The organism is Helicobacter baculiformis (assembly GCF_900197685.1).
In the GTDB taxonomy this organism is placed as follows: Bacteria; Campylobacterota; Campylobacteria; order Campylobacterales; family Helicobacteraceae; genus Helicobacter; species Helicobacter baculiformis.
Map to the genome: position 1 here is coordinate 57,169 of NZ_FZMF01000013.1, position 15,541 is coordinate 72,709.

Annotated in this window: 12 protein-coding genes; 2 read left to right on the forward strand and 10 right to left on the reverse strand. The window is 46.1% G+C overall.

Annotation, left to right across the window (positions count from 1 at the left end):
* Positions 1–38: 38 nt before the first annotated feature.
* The 7 genes from bioV to C6G87_RS02640 are packed head-to-tail and all read right to left on the reverse strand — an operon-like array spanning position 39 to position 8,991.
* Entirely contained in the window at positions 39–584 is a 546-nt protein-coding gene (bioV, locus tag C6G87_RS02610) for a pimelyl-ACP methyl ester esterase BioV (protein ID WP_104751985.1), read from the reverse strand.
* Positions 584–2,242 carry an AAA family ATPase gene (locus tag C6G87_RS02615; protein ID WP_104751986.1) on the reverse strand — a complete coding sequence of 553 codons (1,659 nt, stop codon included), beginning with the start codon at positions 2,240–2,242 and terminating at the stop codon, positions 584–586. The genes bioV and C6G87_RS02615 overlap by 1 nt, the downstream gene beginning before the upstream one ends.
* Positions 2,229–3,476, reverse strand: coding sequence for a tRNA (N(6)-L-threonylcarbamoyladenosine(37)-C(2))-methylthiotransferase MtaB (mtaB, locus tag C6G87_RS02620; protein WP_104751987.1), 1,248 nt, complete (start codon positions 3,474–3,476; stop codon positions 2,229–2,231). The genes C6G87_RS02615 and mtaB overlap by 14 nt, the downstream gene beginning before the upstream one ends.
* A complete protein-coding gene (locus C6G87_RS02625; protein WP_104751988.1) occupies positions 3,454–5,058 on the reverse strand; it encodes a mechanosensitive ion channel domain-containing protein in 1,605 nt (534 codons plus the stop codon). Before C6G87_RS02625 ends, mtaB begins: the two co-directional genes overlap by 23 nt.
* Positions 5,055–6,557: a mechanosensitive ion channel domain-containing protein gene (locus C6G87_RS02630; protein WP_104751989.1), complete on the reverse strand. Its 1,503-nt coding sequence runs from the start codon at positions 6,555–6,557 to the stop codon at positions 5,055–5,057. Before C6G87_RS02630 ends, C6G87_RS02625 begins: the two co-directional genes overlap by 4 nt.
* Complete coding sequence (gene aroB, locus C6G87_RS02635) at positions 6,548–7,576, reverse strand: 3-dehydroquinate synthase (protein ID WP_104751990.1); 1,029 nt, start codon at positions 7,574–7,576, stop codon at positions 6,548–6,550. The genes C6G87_RS02630 and aroB overlap by 10 nt, the downstream gene beginning before the upstream one ends.
* A complete protein-coding gene (locus tag C6G87_RS02640) occupies positions 7,573–8,991 on the reverse strand; it encodes a COG3400 family protein (RefSeq protein ID WP_104751991.1) in 1,419 nt (472 codons plus the stop codon). Before C6G87_RS02640 ends, aroB begins: the two co-directional genes overlap by 4 nt.
* Positions 8,992–9,042: 51 nt before the next feature.
* On the opposite strand from C6G87_RS02640, the gene tgt reads away from it, so the two are divergent.
* Positions 9,043–10,146, forward strand: coding sequence for a tRNA guanosine(34) transglycosylase Tgt (gene tgt / locus C6G87_RS02645; protein ID WP_104751992.1), 1,104 nt, complete (start codon positions 9,043–9,045; stop codon positions 10,144–10,146).
* On the opposite strand, the gene ftsZ is transcribed toward tgt, so the two are convergent.
* Genes ftsZ through C6G87_RS02660 form a run of 3 tightly spaced genes read right to left on the reverse strand, consistent with a single transcriptional unit; the run spans position 10,143 to position 14,142 of the window.
* Positions 10,143–11,276: a cell division protein FtsZ gene (ftsZ, locus tag C6G87_RS02650; protein ID WP_104752064.1), complete on the reverse strand. Its 1,134-nt coding sequence runs from the start codon at positions 11,274–11,276 to the stop codon at positions 10,143–10,145. The two genes, tgt and ftsZ, sit on opposite strands and share 4 nt — an antisense overlap.
* 16 nt (positions 11,277–11,292) lie before the next feature.
* A complete protein-coding gene (gene ftsA, locus C6G87_RS02655) occupies positions 11,293–12,678 on the reverse strand; it encodes a cell division protein FtsA (protein WP_104751993.1) in 1,386 nt (461 codons plus the stop codon).
* A 3-nt stretch (positions 12,679–12,681) separates the two neighbouring features.
* Positions 12,682–14,142 (reverse strand): peptidylprolyl isomerase, encoded by a 1,461-nt coding sequence (locus C6G87_RS02660; RefSeq protein ID WP_104751994.1) that lies wholly within the window; start codon positions 14,140–14,142, stop codon positions 12,682–12,684.
* Between the two features lie 112 nt (positions 14,143–14,254).
* Between C6G87_RS02660 and C6G87_RS02665 the strand changes: the two genes are divergently transcribed.
* The gene (locus C6G87_RS02665) at positions 14,255–15,541 is read left to right on the forward strand and encodes an adenosylmethionine--8-amino-7-oxononanoate transaminase (protein WP_104751995.1); all 1,287 of its coding nucleotides are present in this window, start codon (positions 14,255–14,257) and stop codon (positions 15,539–15,541) included.

Consider the following 15,541-nt stretch of genomic DNA (forward strand, 5'->3'; position numbering starts at 1 on the left):
ATTTTCATAGCAAATTCAAACAATGGCAATGAATATTTCTAGGGAGTCCTGAGCAAGTGATTAGCCCCCTTAAAGCACCACACACAGCCATAATTTTTAAAAAAGCTCCTCAGAGCTTGCGCGTCCATGATCGCATCTTCTAGCCCAATGAACACTTCTAAACGCACCCCCTTGGCGCATAAAAATTCTAGCTTTTCAGGGGCGTAGGCGTAGTTGAGCAAGGTTTGCAAATCTTGCAAGCTGCCCAAATGCGTGAAACGCGCCAAACTAGGGTCTTGTTGCAAGAGCGCGCTCCAACCAATTTTTTCAAAAAAAGCTTGCATGTAGGCGTGCGGGTCTTGTTGGTAGGCTTTGAGTTGCAAGTTTTTAAAGGCTTGGCTCTTGTGGGCAAGCATGCAAGGGGCGATCAACATCAAGGTTTGTACCCGTCTGCCCTGCTTTACTTGATGATAGGCAAATTCTAGCGCGCGCGTAGCCCCATAGCTAAAGCCAGCCACATCGTAACGCGTGCCCTTTTCTAAGAGCCATGCAAAAAGCCAGTCTTCATTAGAAAAGCCAAAACCGCTAAAGTATGTACCCACCATCACACAAACGAGTGTAAAATCTCTTGAATTTGGGGCTTACTAAGCTTTTCTTTTTCTAGCAAGATTTTCGCCATCGCCTGCACCTGCATTTTAGAATTGCTCAAAAATTCTTTTTGTTCTTTATACAACGCGCCTAATAACGCCTCCATGTCCGCGCGATCCCCAATGAATTTACGCCCCATCGCATATTCTTCACACATGCGCTTGGCGATTTCAAAGGCGTGTTTGAGGTCTTCTTTGGCTAAGGTGTAATGCTCTTGAAAGAACAATTCTAAGATGATCATCCCGCTTAAATACACCTTGATACTATTGTTCATCTCGCTTTGGCTACGCACCTTTTGATCGCTAGCGATCAAAAAATCCCCCATCAACAAGACTTTATCAAACTCCACTTCTAGCCAATACGCGCTGAGCGCCTTCGCGCTTTGGTAGAGCGCATAGAGATTTTTTTCTTGTTCGCTTAAGGCGACATGTTTTTTCTTGCCAAAGGCGATTTTATCCTTGACTTCTAAAATATCGCGCATGCTAATGGTGTTGTGGTTGTGGCGCAAGGCATTCAGCGCGCTTTCATTGACCAAAGAGGAGAGCATCGCCCCGCTAAAGCCCACACAAATACGCGCCACCTCTAGGCAATCTAGGCTGTGTTGCTTGTCTTTCAAGTACGACTCTAAAATCTGGGTGCGCTCCTCTAGATCGGGCAGGGAGATAAAGATACGCCGATCAAAACGTCCACTTCTGAGCAAGGCTTCATCGATCACATCAATTTTATTAGTCGCCCCGATCACAATCACCTGTGCGCTCTCCTCAAAGCCATCCATTTCGGTTAAAAGCTGGTTGAGTGTGGCTTCTCGTTCGTCATTGCGTTGGTGTCCGCGCGCCTTGCCCACCGCATCGATCTCATCAATAAAGACGATCGAGGGGCTAAAAGCCTTCGCCTTGGCAAAGAGTTCGCGCACCCTCTTAGCCCCCACGCCCACATAGATTTGTACAAACGCGCTCCCACTATGGTAAAAAAAGGGCACTTTGGCTTCAGAGGCTAGGGCTTTGGCAATCATCGTCTTGCCCACTCCTGGAGGTCCCACTAAGAGCACCCCCTTGGGCAATTTGATTTTTAAATCTTGGTATTTTTTGGGGTTTTTGAGATAATCTACGATCTCATAGAGCTCTTCTTTAACCTCTTTAGTGCCCGCGACATCTTCAAAGCGCACACTGGGCAAGGTGGCGTGCAAAGAGGGCATGGGCGGGCTTTGGGCTTTTAAAACGCTGTCATAACTGGTTTGCAGGGGGAGGTTTTTGCGTGTCCATGCAAAGCGCAAAATCAACGCTAATAAAATGAGAAAAAAGAAAATGATCACCATGTCTAAGAGTTGCTGGGTCGTGTTCTCCTCCTTGAGAATCTCAATAGGAATATTACTAGGGAATTGCAAGCTCTCTTTCCAACCCACCCGCGCGGTCTTGTAGATTTTGAAATTCACTTTCAAGTAGATGTAATTGTCATCCATTTGGATACTCTGGATTTTATCAGAATGCAAGAGGGCGTTAAAATCCTTGATACTCACCAGTTTTACTTGATCTCTTAAGAATAAAAACGCCACCACAATCGCCCCCACCAGTACCCCCAACGCCCCGATCACAACCTTCTTATTAAAGCGCCGCATAACTTCTTTCTCTTTGCACTTGGTAATTTTCTAAGCGCACCCATTGGGCGCGCAAATCGCGCGGCGCGCTAATCACCACGGGGTTAAAATACTGATCACTCCCATGATAATACCCATCTTTGTAACTCTCCACCAACACCTCTAGGGGGGTGTTTTGGGCGCGCATGCGAAAAGCGTGGTTCTTCTCTTGCACGCATGCGCTAATCGTTCTTAAGCGCTGCTTGGCAACATCTCCGCGTACGCGCGCACCCATTGTACTAGAGAGCGTACCCGCGCGCGCGCTGTAGATAAAGGGGTGCAGATGGGTTAGGGGCAAAGCTTTAAAATTTTGCAACGCCTCTTGCCAAAGACTTTCACTCTCATAAGGATGTCCTACAATAAAATCTGTCCCCAGTGCAAAACCCTTGAGCGCGATCCTTTCTAGGAGTTGGCGATCGCTGTGCGTGCGGTTACGCCGCCGCATGCGCTTTAACATGCTGTCATGGCTGTGTTGCAGGGCGATGTGTAAATGGCGCTCTAAAATGGGGTGATCGAGCAATTCTAAAAACTCGGCATCAATTTGGCTAGGCTCTAAACTCCCGATGCGCACGCGCTTAATCCCCTCAAGGCGTGCGATGTTTTTAATGAGGCGCGCGATGTTGCTCCCTGTCTCCTTGCCATAGCTCCCTACATTCGTGCCTGTGAGCACAATCTCTAACACCCCGTTTTGGGCTAGGACTTGGCATTGTGTTAAGATCTGACTCTCTGGCAAGCTTCTAGATTTACCCCGTACCAAAGGGATCACACAATAGCTACATTTGAAATCACAGCCCTCTTGAATCTTGACAAAGGCGCGCGTTTTGCCCACAAAGAGAGGCACAATGCTAGAATCGACATGCGCCAAGCTATCGGCGTGAAAAAAGCCCTCTTTGGCGTGCAATAGGGTGTTGATTTGCTCTTTAGCATCGTGCCCAAAGACTCCAAAAACATGCCCGCTTTCAAAGAGTTTCAAACCCTGAGAGTTAGACCCACACCCGGTAAAATACACCTTTTTGCCCAAAGCACTCATTTTTTTAGCATAGGCGCGCGCGCTATAATCGGCATCATTGGTGACTGTGCAAGAGTTGAGCACGATGATATCGGCTTGATCCTCTTTGCAGGTGTGCTCAAAATCTTTGAGGTGTGCCAACATCACTTGGGTGTCAAAGAGATTAGTGCGGCAACCAAAGGTTTTAAAGTAAACTTTCTGTTTCATGTTTCTTCCTGAGCTCATAGTCTTTATTGCCAAACCCATCGCCCACATCGTGCACGAGCTTGGTTGTGCTGTACGCCACGAAAATATCAGGTTCTTGCAAGAGCGCCTCCATAATATCGCTAGAAATCTTAGATTTGAGCGCGAGGGTGGCATAAGAATTGGTCTGATACCACACACTGATTTGAATCCCATCTTTTTGCAAGGCCATAAAAACCCTGGGATTCACGCTGGTGTTACGCAAAGAATACTTGGTACGCATTTTACCTAGCTGTTTATAGGTCATCTCGGTATACTGCTTGGCATGGGTGTTGGCAGTGTTTAAGGCGATCTCCATTGCCCTTTTATAATTGGAGTCAAAGGTGACATAAAACACAACTCCATCCCAAACACTCTTCATGCCAAAGTGGCTGTAATTGGCAAAAAGGTTTGTAAAGATATAATTGTTAGGAATAAAAATAATGCGTCCTGCGCGGCAGTCATTTTCCATGTAACTGGTGAGTGTTACATCTTCTAAGATAGTGATATAGAGCATGGAAATATCCAACACATCGCCCACATAGGTATTGCCATCCTTAGAGACTTTCACCCGATCGCCTACATGCACATTCCCCCCTAGGATGATAGTCAGCCAACCTAGCAAGCTCATAAAGAGATCGCGCATCGCAATGGCTAACCCTGCGCTAGCAAAGCCTAGCACCGTGACTAAGTAGGAGACATTTTCTAGGTAGGCAAATAAAAAAATCAAAATGATGATATTGGCGTTGATGAAGTTAATTGCCTTGTTGATAGTGTAGGCGCGCTCATTACTTTGTACATACTTATGGCTGATGACTTTTAAAAACCATGCCAAAATGATACTTACTAAGGCGATCAAGACTACATATAAAAGTTTAAAGAGTTGGGCTTTAATTTGGGTTTGGATATTGGCATCCACTTCCTCAATGTCTTTAGCATAGAGATCCATACTGGTTTTTAAGAGTTTTTGCGCCCCTTGCAATTCGATCTTTTTGATTTGTTCTTGGTAGAGTTTTTTAGCAATTGCGCTCTCTTCTTGTAAAGCTTGGAGGCGTGTCAGAGTGTTCACTTCCTGTTCTAGGAGATCTAATGCCTCCATTAAAAGTTGTTGGTTGCGCTTCATAGAGGCGTATTGCGCCTTGATAGTTTTAATAAAGGAAATTCCCGCCACAATCGCTAGAGGGTTGCTAATGGAGGGGATAGTGCCAATTTGGGGTTTTTCTACAAGCTCCTTAAAAGGATTGACCTTATACTGTTCTAAAAGCTCTTCTTGATGCTGGAGAGCTTGCAGGGTGTGATTTAAGGTGCTGATTTGCAAGGAATCACTGCTTTTCTTGTGTCTAAGTATTTTAAGTTGATTTTGAATGCTTTGGATTTCGGCATAAATTTGCTCGTAACTTTCTACATTGTTAAATTTCTTAAGCCAAATATTATTGCTAGTATTTAGGCGTTTTTCCAAATGGGCTAGTTCAATATGCAATTGCATGATTAAGTTTTGATGAGACATGCTGGGGTCTTGTGCACCCACTACTACACTCAAACAGAGTAAAAAGAGCCACCATCTCATGAGGTAGGCTTGGGAGAAATGAGAATATCCTCAGCCTGCTCAAAGGCTTTAAGGATTTCTAAGGCAATTTGAGAACGTAAGCCCAAAGTATCATAAGCGCCCACTAGATAGGAAACATACAAGCGCATGCCTTCTTTTTCAGGCATCAAGGCTATTTTGGGTGTAGAATCTAGCGTACGCAAAGCGTATTTAGCGCGTAGTTTAGCTAATTGTGCGCGAGTCATTTCGCTATAAGGTTTCGCATGGGTGCTTGCAATATTAAGAGCAATATCTATTGCATGTTGGTAATTAGAGCCTAAGGGTAGCAAAAAGTCTAGGCTATCCCACACCGCGCTCAAACCCAAATGGGTGTGGTTGGAGAAGAGTCCGGTAAAGATATAATTATTGGGGATGAAAATAATACGCCCCGCGCGCCCGTTATTCTTGGTGTAAGTGGTGAGAGTCACTTCTTCTAAAATGGTGATATTGAGCATGGAGATGTCTAGCACATCGCCCACATAGGTATTCCCGTCTTTAGAAATTTTGACGCGATCCCCCACATGCACGCTCCCCTTGATCAAAATAGCTAACCACCCTAGCGCGCTCATGAACACATCGCGCATGGCGATGGCAAACCCGGCGCTAGCAAAACCTAAAAAGGTGATCAAATAAGAGACATTTTCTAAATAGGCAAACAAAAAGATCAAGACGATCACATTGGCGTTGATGAAGTTGATCGCCTTGTTGATAGTGTAAGCGCGCTCATCGCCCACCAAGTACTTATGACTTAGACGTTTGAGCGACCATGCCAACAACACGCTTCCTAACGCGGTTAAGATCACCCAAAACAACTTAAAAAGCTGATCTTTGATCTGAGCTTGGATATCCGCGCGTACGGCTTGTATGTCTTTAGCATAGCTTGCCAAACTTGCATCTAGAAGATTTTGTGCACTCTGAAATTCGATGATTTTGACTTGTTCTTGGTAGATTTGTGAAGTCAGTTTAGGGTCCGGACTTGGAGAGTTGAGTTGTTCTAAGGCAGTGCGTTTTTCTTGAATTAGGCGCAGGGTGTGTTTTAGACTCTCTAAATTAGCTTGCATACTCTTATGGCGTGTTTGCAAAGTTTTAAGAAAAGAAAGCCCTCCGATAATGGCAAAAGGGTTAGTGATAGTGGGGATATTGACGATGAGGGGTTTTTCCACAAGGTCTTTAAAAGGGTGACTCTTATAGGATTCCAAGAGCTTTTGCTGGTGCTGGAGACTCTGCAGACTGTGCTCTAAGGCACTCACATCCAAGCTATGTTCCCCTTTAGTTTTGAGCGTTTTAAGCTGTTGTTGGATATGTTGGATTTTTAAAGAGAGTTCACCATAGTACTCAAAATTTTTAAATTTTTGTACCCATGTGTTAGGCTCAAGCTGTTTGTCCAAACTCTCTAACTGGGCTTTGAGCGCGCTAGGTTCTGGTTGCGCACTCAAGAGCGCGCACAGCATGCCCAATGCCATTAAAATTTTCAAGCCCATGTGCCAAGCACCTCATACACCACGCTTTGGGGCACACCATCCACGATGTTAAAACTCCCAATGCCGGTGGGTAAAATGAAACGCACACCGGTGCTATTTTTCTTATCCTGCTGCATGGTGGCGTAGAAATTTGCCATGTTTTTAATTTTGTAGGGCAAATCCAAACCATAGGTATGCAATAATGCCTCCATGCGCGCATGGCTTTTCTCATCTAACAAGCCTAATTTCATGGCGAGCGCATTAGCCATACGCATACCCACTCCCACGGCTTCCCCGTGCAATAATTCCGTGTAATGCCCCTCTTTTTCAATGGCATGCGCGAAAGTGTGCCCATAGTTGAGCGCCATGCGTGCCCCACTCTCTCTCTCATCGGCTTGCACCACTCTAGCTTTGATTTGCACACTTTTAAAGATCGCCTCTTCTAAGTGCGCCTCTATGGGGTGGGTTTGCAGCCATTCAAAATAGGGCGCGTCCAAACAGATCGCCTTTTTGATCATCTCTGCAACACCTGCCCTAAACTCGCGTTGGGGCAAGGTTTTTAGAAAATGCGGATCAATATAAACGGCTTTGGGGGGGTGAAACGCCCCAATGAGATTTTTCCCATGCGCGTTATTGATCCCGGTCTTACCCCCTATACTCGCATCCACTTGAGCTAAAAGTGTGGTGGGGATATTGTAAAAATCAATCCCGCGTTTATAAATCGCGCTCGCAAAGCCCACCATATCGCTCACCACTCCGCCCCCTAAAGCCACCATCGCATCCGTGCGATTCAAGTGTGCCTCAAAGGCGCTCTCTAAAATGCCCTCTAGGGTTTGCCATGTTTTAAAGGATTCGCCCACAGGGACTAAATGCGTTGCGATCTCTGTAGCCTGCATGCGTTCTAATAAAGAGCTCAAATACAAGTCTCCCACTTTTGTATCGCTCACAATGAGTGCTTTACAAGGGAGTGCGATGGGGGGCAGACCCCCTACATGCACCCTATAAGCCCCCTGCCCCGTTTGGATGTCTAGGTACATCATTCCACCACAGGGATAAAAATTTGTGGATGGGCATCACTTAGGAAAGCGATCTTTTCCACTTTGGTAGAAAACGCCCAAAAAAATTGGCTTTGAGTAATGCAAGATTCAAAGGGCAAAAACTGCATGATGGCTGTTTCCAACTTCCTTAAAAATAAGATCGGATTTTTCATAGAGGTGCGGATGATCTTGATTTTACGATTATAAATGTGAGAGAGGTGTTTGTAATTGTCAATAACTTCCACCTTGTAGCGCTTATCCGGATCAAAGTCGTATAATAGCATGTCTAAGCCCATTTGTGCGCAAACATCAAACATCACCGAAGAGATGTCTTCGCTCTGTTGCATGCTTTCATTGAGCACCACCATACCCTTTTTAATGTCTGTTAAACCCTTGGCATTGGTCTTAAAAATGGGAGTGGTGATCTCAAAAAGAGCTTTACGATTCTCTTGGTATGCGAAAATTTCTCTACCTACAACCACCATACCGATTTTTTTTTGACTGTCTGCATAGAGTTTTTCCACAAAAGGGGTACCATTAAAATCGAGGCTAACATGGATATTTTTCTTTTCGATCGCGCGCATGGAATCCACTAAGCCCACCTTCGGATTGAGTACACAAACATAGAGTGCGAAACTTTTGAGATGTTCATGTAGAAAAAGGGCTTGTTGGAGATCGCGATTTAAGGCTTTAGAGCTTTGTAGACGCATGTCTACATAAAGATAAATATCGCGCCCAAAGGGGGCTGGGAATTGCCCCACATTGCTTTTGACCTGCAAGTACACATTATTAAGCACTTCTGGGTTGCCTGCTACCAACAACTGATCACGGGGGAGGATGATCATAGACGGATGGCTTAAGAAAAACTTGTTTTTGCGGTAAATCCCTACGATTTTATAGTCTTTTTGGCGCAACGCCCCGATGTGGCGATAAGCAAAAACGCTCCCAAAGGGCACACCAATCTCCATCACCTCCCCCTGTTCTAGCCCAAAACCTTGAGGCACACTAGGCACATTGGGAATCTTGGTGATGCATTTGTTGGCTAAAATTTGTGTGCTGTCCATCAAAACGAGCTTCTCATCCTTACCTCCCTCCCACGCCGCTCCATTTTGCAAGCTTACTAATAAACGCACCTCTTTATTTTTTTGTCTAATGATCTCGTAGACCGCTTGTTGTTCCTTGATATCCTCTATCAGAATAAAAACATCGCTCACTTTTGCATCTAAGAAAGGGCAGAGTCGGTAGGCAGAAGTGGGGTCAAAAACATGCACCTCAAAGGTGCTCGGTAGAGTGCTCGGTAGAGTGCTCGTATCTTTAGTGATTACAAGATAGAAATTATTGCTAAAGTACTTAGTGGCGACCACTTCCATGAATTTTTTAGCCACCACTCCCTCTAAAATCAGCGCGACCCGTTTCAAGCACTTCCTAGCGTTTTTGGCTATTATATAGTAAAAAAGTTAAGGTGGGCGATGGATTTTTCTTTAGATGCTCAGGATGGATACGCGCGCGCGCTCACGCTTTGCCTAGCCCATGGGCGCGTGCAAACCCCTATCTTTATGCCTGTAGGCACACAGGGCGGTGTTAAGAGTCTTGATAGCCAAGACCTCTATGGGCTCAAAGCTCCCATTATTTTAGCCAATACCTACCACCTCTATTTGCGCCCCTCGCACACACGCATCGCCAAGTTGGGCGGTTTGCATGGTTTTAGCGGATTTAAAGGGAATTTTCTAACCGATAGCGGCGGTTTTCAAGCCTTTTCTTTGCGCCACAATACCAAAGAACACGATCAGGGCATCGTGTTTAAATCCCACATTGATGGAAGTCCCCACCTTTTTACCCCCACTAAGGTGCTGGACATCCAATACGCCCTCAATAGCGATATTTGCATGGTTTTAGACGATTTGGTAGGCTTGCCCGCCTCCTATGAGCGCCTTTTGCAAGCCGTGCAAAAAACCACAGCTTGGGCACAAAAGAGCTTAGAGCACCACCGCCAACATGCCCGCCCTAACCACCATATTTTTGCCATTGTGCAGGGGGGTACGCATTTAGCCTTGCGCACCCAAAGCGCGTTAGAACTTAGCGCGTTGGATTTTGATGGGTTTGCCATTGGCGGGTTGGCTGTGGGTGAGAGCGCGCTAGAAATGTATGAGACTATCGCGCACACCGCCCCCCTCCTACCTACCCATAAACCCCGATACCTCATGGGAGTGGGCACGCCCCAAGACTTGCTAGAAGCCATTGATCGGGGTGTGGACATGTTTGATTGTGTCATGCCCACGCGCAACGCAAGAAATGGCACACTCTTTAGCATGCAGGGCAAGATCGCTATCAAAAACATGCGCTACAAAGACAGCGACATGCCTCTAGATTCTACTTGTACCTGCCACACCTGCGCGCATTACTCTAGGGCATACCTACATCATCTTTTTAAGGCCAGGGAGTTGAGTTATTTTCGTTTGGCAAGTTTGCACAATCTACATTTTTACTTGGAATTAATGCGCGGAGCTAGGGAGGCCATTTTAACACAGAACTATGCAAGCTATAAAGCCTGCATGCTAGAGAGATTAGGCTAGTCCTTTTGGTGGCGCAAGAAAGCAGGTTTGTCTAAATCAATACCCTGATAAGTTTCTCCACTGCTGACCAGTTTGATATCTTCTAGGGCGCTTTTAGAAAGACTAAAAGAGGGTTCAGATTTGAGCTCTTCTTTGGGAGGGGCGGGTTTTTCAAAACCGGTTGCCACAATGGTAACTTTGACATGATCGGTGGGGGTGTTGGTGGAAGTGCATTTACCAAAGATAATATCGGCATCCTCATCTGCCATCGATTCTACAATGCCCACTGAAGTCGTGATCTCCAAAAGGGGATAATCGGGGTGGCATTCAAAATTGATCAAAACCCCCATCGCACCATTAATAGAAACATTGTCAAATAAGGGTGAAGCGATGGCGTTCTCTACGGCCACTGTAGCGGCATTAACCCCTGTTGCCTCCCCAATGCCCATTAAGGCTAACCCGCGGTGGTTCATCACGGTTTTAAGGTCGGCAAAATCCACATTAATATCATTTTCGCCATAGTTGATAATCATGCTAGAGATACCATTAACAGCCTTGGCTAACACATTGTCTACCTCCTTAAAGCTTTCTTTAATGCCTGCGTTCTTATCAATAAAGCCAATCAGTTTTTCATTGGGGATTACCACGATGGAATCGCTCACCGCTTTAAGCTCCTGTAAGCCCTCTTCTGCAATTTTAGCCCGCTTGCGCCCCTCAAAGCTAAAGGGCTTGGTTACCACAGAGACGGTCAACGCCCCTGCGTCTTTAGCGATCTGGGCGATCACAGGGGCTGCCCCCGTGCCCGTCCCTCCACCTAAACCGGCAGAAATAAAGACAATATCTGCCCCCGCGACCATTTCTTTAATGACTTCTACACACTCTTGGGCGGCTTGCTTGCCAATCTCTGGCTTCATGCCCGCCCCCCTGCCTCCGGTGATCTTCTCCCCCAAACGGATTTTATTCTTAGCATTAGACGACTTGAGTGCCTGCCCATCTGTGTTGGCAACAACGAGCGTGATATCCTTATAAGTGCCTGTAGCAATGAGATGCGCGATCATATTAGACCCTCCACCTCCTACGCCGATGACTACAATTTTCGCTCCATTGGTTTCAAAGATTTCTTCTACACCTATGCCCGCTTCATTCAATATTGCCACCCATTGTCCTTTAAAATAACTTCGATCCCCACTCTTTGATCCGTTCAAAAAAACCCGCTTCCTTAGGCGTGTTATAGGGGTATATTATATCTTTTTTCCGCTCTTTTGTGCTCTCTTTGAGGGGCTCACTGCTGTGCTTGAGATTGGTCAAATCCGTTTCGATATAGTTGCGTTCCGGGGCATAAGTGAAAGTGGGCTGGGCATTATGCCGACTCTCTTTATAGCGAATGGTCTTTTCAGAATCTTTTTCGTAATTGGTGTGCCCCCCTGCGCCATAGAGAATCAAGCCGATCGCCACCGCATAGGTGGGGTCTTTGAGTTCTTCAAACAACCCACTAATCTCTACAGGTTTGGCGATCCTTACGGGCATGTTGCCAAAGATCGCCCCAGCCACATGAGCTATGCCCTGCATGTGTGTCATCCCCCCAGTGAGTACCACCCCCCGCCCTAAACTATCCTTAAGCTTGCTGCTAATGAGCGCGTTATTAAGCAAGTTGAAAACTTCTAGCACGCGAGTATTGATGATTTCATGCACAAATTTGAGCGGAAAGCGGTTTTTCTTGTTTTCAACACCTACAGCAGGTATTTCGATCTCTTGATCGCTCTCTTCAGCGAGCAAATTCCCGTATTCGCGCTTGACATATTCGGCTGCCCCTAGGGGCGTGTGCAAACCAATGGCTAGATCGTCTCTAATATGCTCAGATCCCACCGGCACATAGCCATTAAAGCGCATGGAATTGCCCTCATAGACCATGATATTACAAGTACTCCCCCCAATGTCAATACAAGCCACGCCCAAGGTTTTTTCATCTTCGCTTAGTACCGCAATAGAGGCCGCGTAAGCTCCCAAGACAATGTTTTCAATCTTGACTCCTGCAATTTGGATCACGCGGCGCAGATTCTCCAAGCTACTATGTTGTACCGTAACAATGTGGGTAAAGACCTCTAGCCTTGAGCCACTCATCCCCATGGGGTCTTCAATATTGTCTTGATTGTCTAATTTGAATTGATAGGGCAGAATGTGGATCACTTCATGCCCGGCTGGGATAGAGGCGTTGTGCAAAGCGGTGTCTAATCCGCGGTTGATCTCTTTGAGGGTAATCTCATTATTGGGCACATTGATAATTCCTGAACTATTCACGCTTTGGGTATAGGCCCCCGAGATAGAAACAATCGCCTTTTCTACAAAATCCAAACCGGCCATGCGTTTAGCGTCTTCAATGGTTTTTTTGACAATTTCGCCCGCTTGAGAGATATTGCTAATACTCCCCTTGCGCACTCCCTCAGATTTTTGCGTACTCGCCCCGATAATTTGGGGTGCCCCCTCTTTGAGTTCGGCGATGATGGCGCAAATCTTGCTGGAACCAATATCCACGCCAAGAACGATCGGATTCACAGCCTACTCCTGTAAATTCTTTGCATAGATTACAATGGGGTACTTGCTCTTGAGCATGCTCACCAATGCTTGATCGAAATCTTGTGCCTTAAAATCGCTTGCCATCTCTTCTAAGTAGGGTTTGTTTTGTAGAGTGTGCTGGAAATCCTGCTTATAAATTTGATACAACACTGCCTTATCTTCCAACACAAGAAACCCCTTAGCATCGGGGCGTTTAAAAATGTAGGTGATGAGTTCTTTAGCCTGCTTGGGGTCTAGCTCTTGAATGCTACCTTGAAATTCGGGGGAAATTGCGCCAATATCGCTACCTTTAAAATCCTTAAGTTCCTTGTGCGCTTCTTCTTGAAGCCATACCCGCTGTTTCTCTCGAGTGAGTGCGTCTAACACCGCATCGCGCGCTTGTGCAAAGCTCTTAAGCATGTCGCTAGATTTTTTAACCAGTTTAAGTACCAAGTAGCCCTCTTGGTATGCTAGGGGTTTGAGCACCTCCCCGGGGCGCATTTTGGCAACTTGGGCGTTAATCTCCTCGCTATAGGGTAGATCGCTAAAGATCTGTTCTTTGGGGATGAGTTTGCCCTTTTTAAGGGCTAAATATTGCTCTAGAGCGCGCTCTTTAGCTTGGGCTTGCAAATAGTCATGGGCAACCTTAGACTTGGCATGCTCAAAGTCTTCTAGTTTGCCATCCGCGCCCATGTAGCTACTCTTGTGAGTTTGATAGTGTTTGTACAGTGCTTCTAAGTCAGGGGTGCCTGTGCTAGGCTCTATTTTCAACACCGCCAGGGTGTAGCTGGGGGGCAATTTGTAAGCACTCTTGTGCTGGTCGTAATAGGTTTTGAGCGCACTTTCTTCAATTTTAATGGGCGCGTCTTTGGCATACAAGATTTTGATGAAGGCGCGATCCTGTAGTTGCAAGGGATAGGCGAAAGCATTTTGCTCTAAGGGTGTAGTGGCTTTAGGAAACAGCGCAGAGATCTTTTGCAAGAGTAGGGCATTCTTGATATTCTCCTCAAACACGCTGGGGCGGTAGTGATTTTGCTGCAAGAGTTGTTTGTACAAAACCTCATCAAAGCGCCCATCTTTTTGAAACATCTTGCTCTTTTGGATTTCTGCAACAACCTCCGCGTCGCTCACACCCATGCCTAAATCCAACGCGAGATTCTTAAGATAGGCTTGGTTAATAAGAAGATTGAGAGCAGTTTTTTCTAAGCCCATCGCCTGAATTTGTTTGGCATCTAGCTCTTTAAAGTTAGGAATGGACTCGCTATAAGCATCTACGAGGCGTTTGTACTCCATCTCTAACTCTTCTTGGGTGATGAGCACCTGCCCCACCTTAGCTACACTGCCTCCCCCTAATGAAAAGCTATACTGCCCCCAGCCAATCATCCCAGCTGCAATGAAAGCGATGGTGCTGATCCAAATGGTAACAACTAAGTATTTCTTATGTTTTTGCATCCAAGTGATCACGAAAGCCCCATGTTGAAGATTCTGTGGTAAAAGCCTATTTTAGTGAAACCTGACTAAAATTTGCTTTAAGACTTTTATTTTTGGTCGAACTGACGATATAGAAAGATTTTAGATGAATGCCCCCTATCACGACTTAGACATGCGCTATATTTGGCATCCCTGTAGCCAAATGCACGATCACGAACAACTCCCCCTAGTGCCCATCCAACGCGCCCAAGGGGTCTATCTTTACGATTTTGAGAATCATGCCTACATCGATGCGATCAGCAGTTGGTGGGTGAATCTCTTGGGGCATAACCACCCTCATATCACCCAACAACTTAAAGCCCAAGCAGACACCCTAGAACATGTTTTGCTGGCCGGTTTCACTCACCCTCAAATTATCCGCCTCTCAGAACGGCTTTGTATTTTAAGCGGGTTTGAGAAATGCTTTTATGCAGACAATGGCTCGTCATGCATAGAAGTCGCCTTGAAAATGAGTTATCATAGCCACCTGCTTCAAGGCGCGCACAAGCCCAAATTCTTGTCCTTGAGCAATAGCTACCATGGCGAAACTTTGGGCGCGCTTTCCATTAGCCATGTGGGACTCTATAAGGACGCCTACAAACCCTTATTTTTAGAGCATTTGAGTACCCCCGTGCCCAAAGACGATACAGACATCCCCCAAGCCCTGCGCGCGCTAGAAGAGATTCTAGACACGCACCAAAATAGCCTCAGTGCCTTTATTTTAGAACCCCTAATCCAGTGTGCAGGGGGGATGCATTTTTACAGCTCAGAGTATGTATGCCAAGCTAGCCAAATGTGCCAAGAGCGCGGGGTGCATGTGATCTTTGATGAAATTGCCGTGGGCTTTGGGCGCACAGGGACTCTCTTTGCCTTTGAACAATGCGGAGTCAAACCCGATTTTTTATGTCTTTCTAAGGGCATTAGCGGGGGGTATCTGCCCCTAGCGGTTGTGCTCACTTCTAACCGCATTTACGATCAATTTTACGCGCCCTACACGCACCATAAAAATTTTCTCCATTCGCACAGCTACACGGGCAACGCTCTAGCCTGCGCTTGCGCCAACGCCACTTTAGATATTTTAGAGCAGGAGAAGATCCTAGAACACAACCGCATGTTAAGCGCTTACATGCAAATGTGTTTGCAGGATTGCTTAGGGGGGCTAAAGGGGGTGGCCAATTTGCGCGCGCTGGGGATGGTCTTTGCTTTTGAATTGGTGGGGTATGGGGGTGAGCAACGCCCAAGTTTAGCTATCTTTGCTAAAGCCATGCAAAAAGGGGTACTCTTGCGTCCCCTACACAACACGATTTATTGCATGCCTCCCTATTGTATCAATAAAGCACAGATCCAACACATCGCCCGCGTTCTAAGGGAAATCGTCCTAGAACTCACCTAG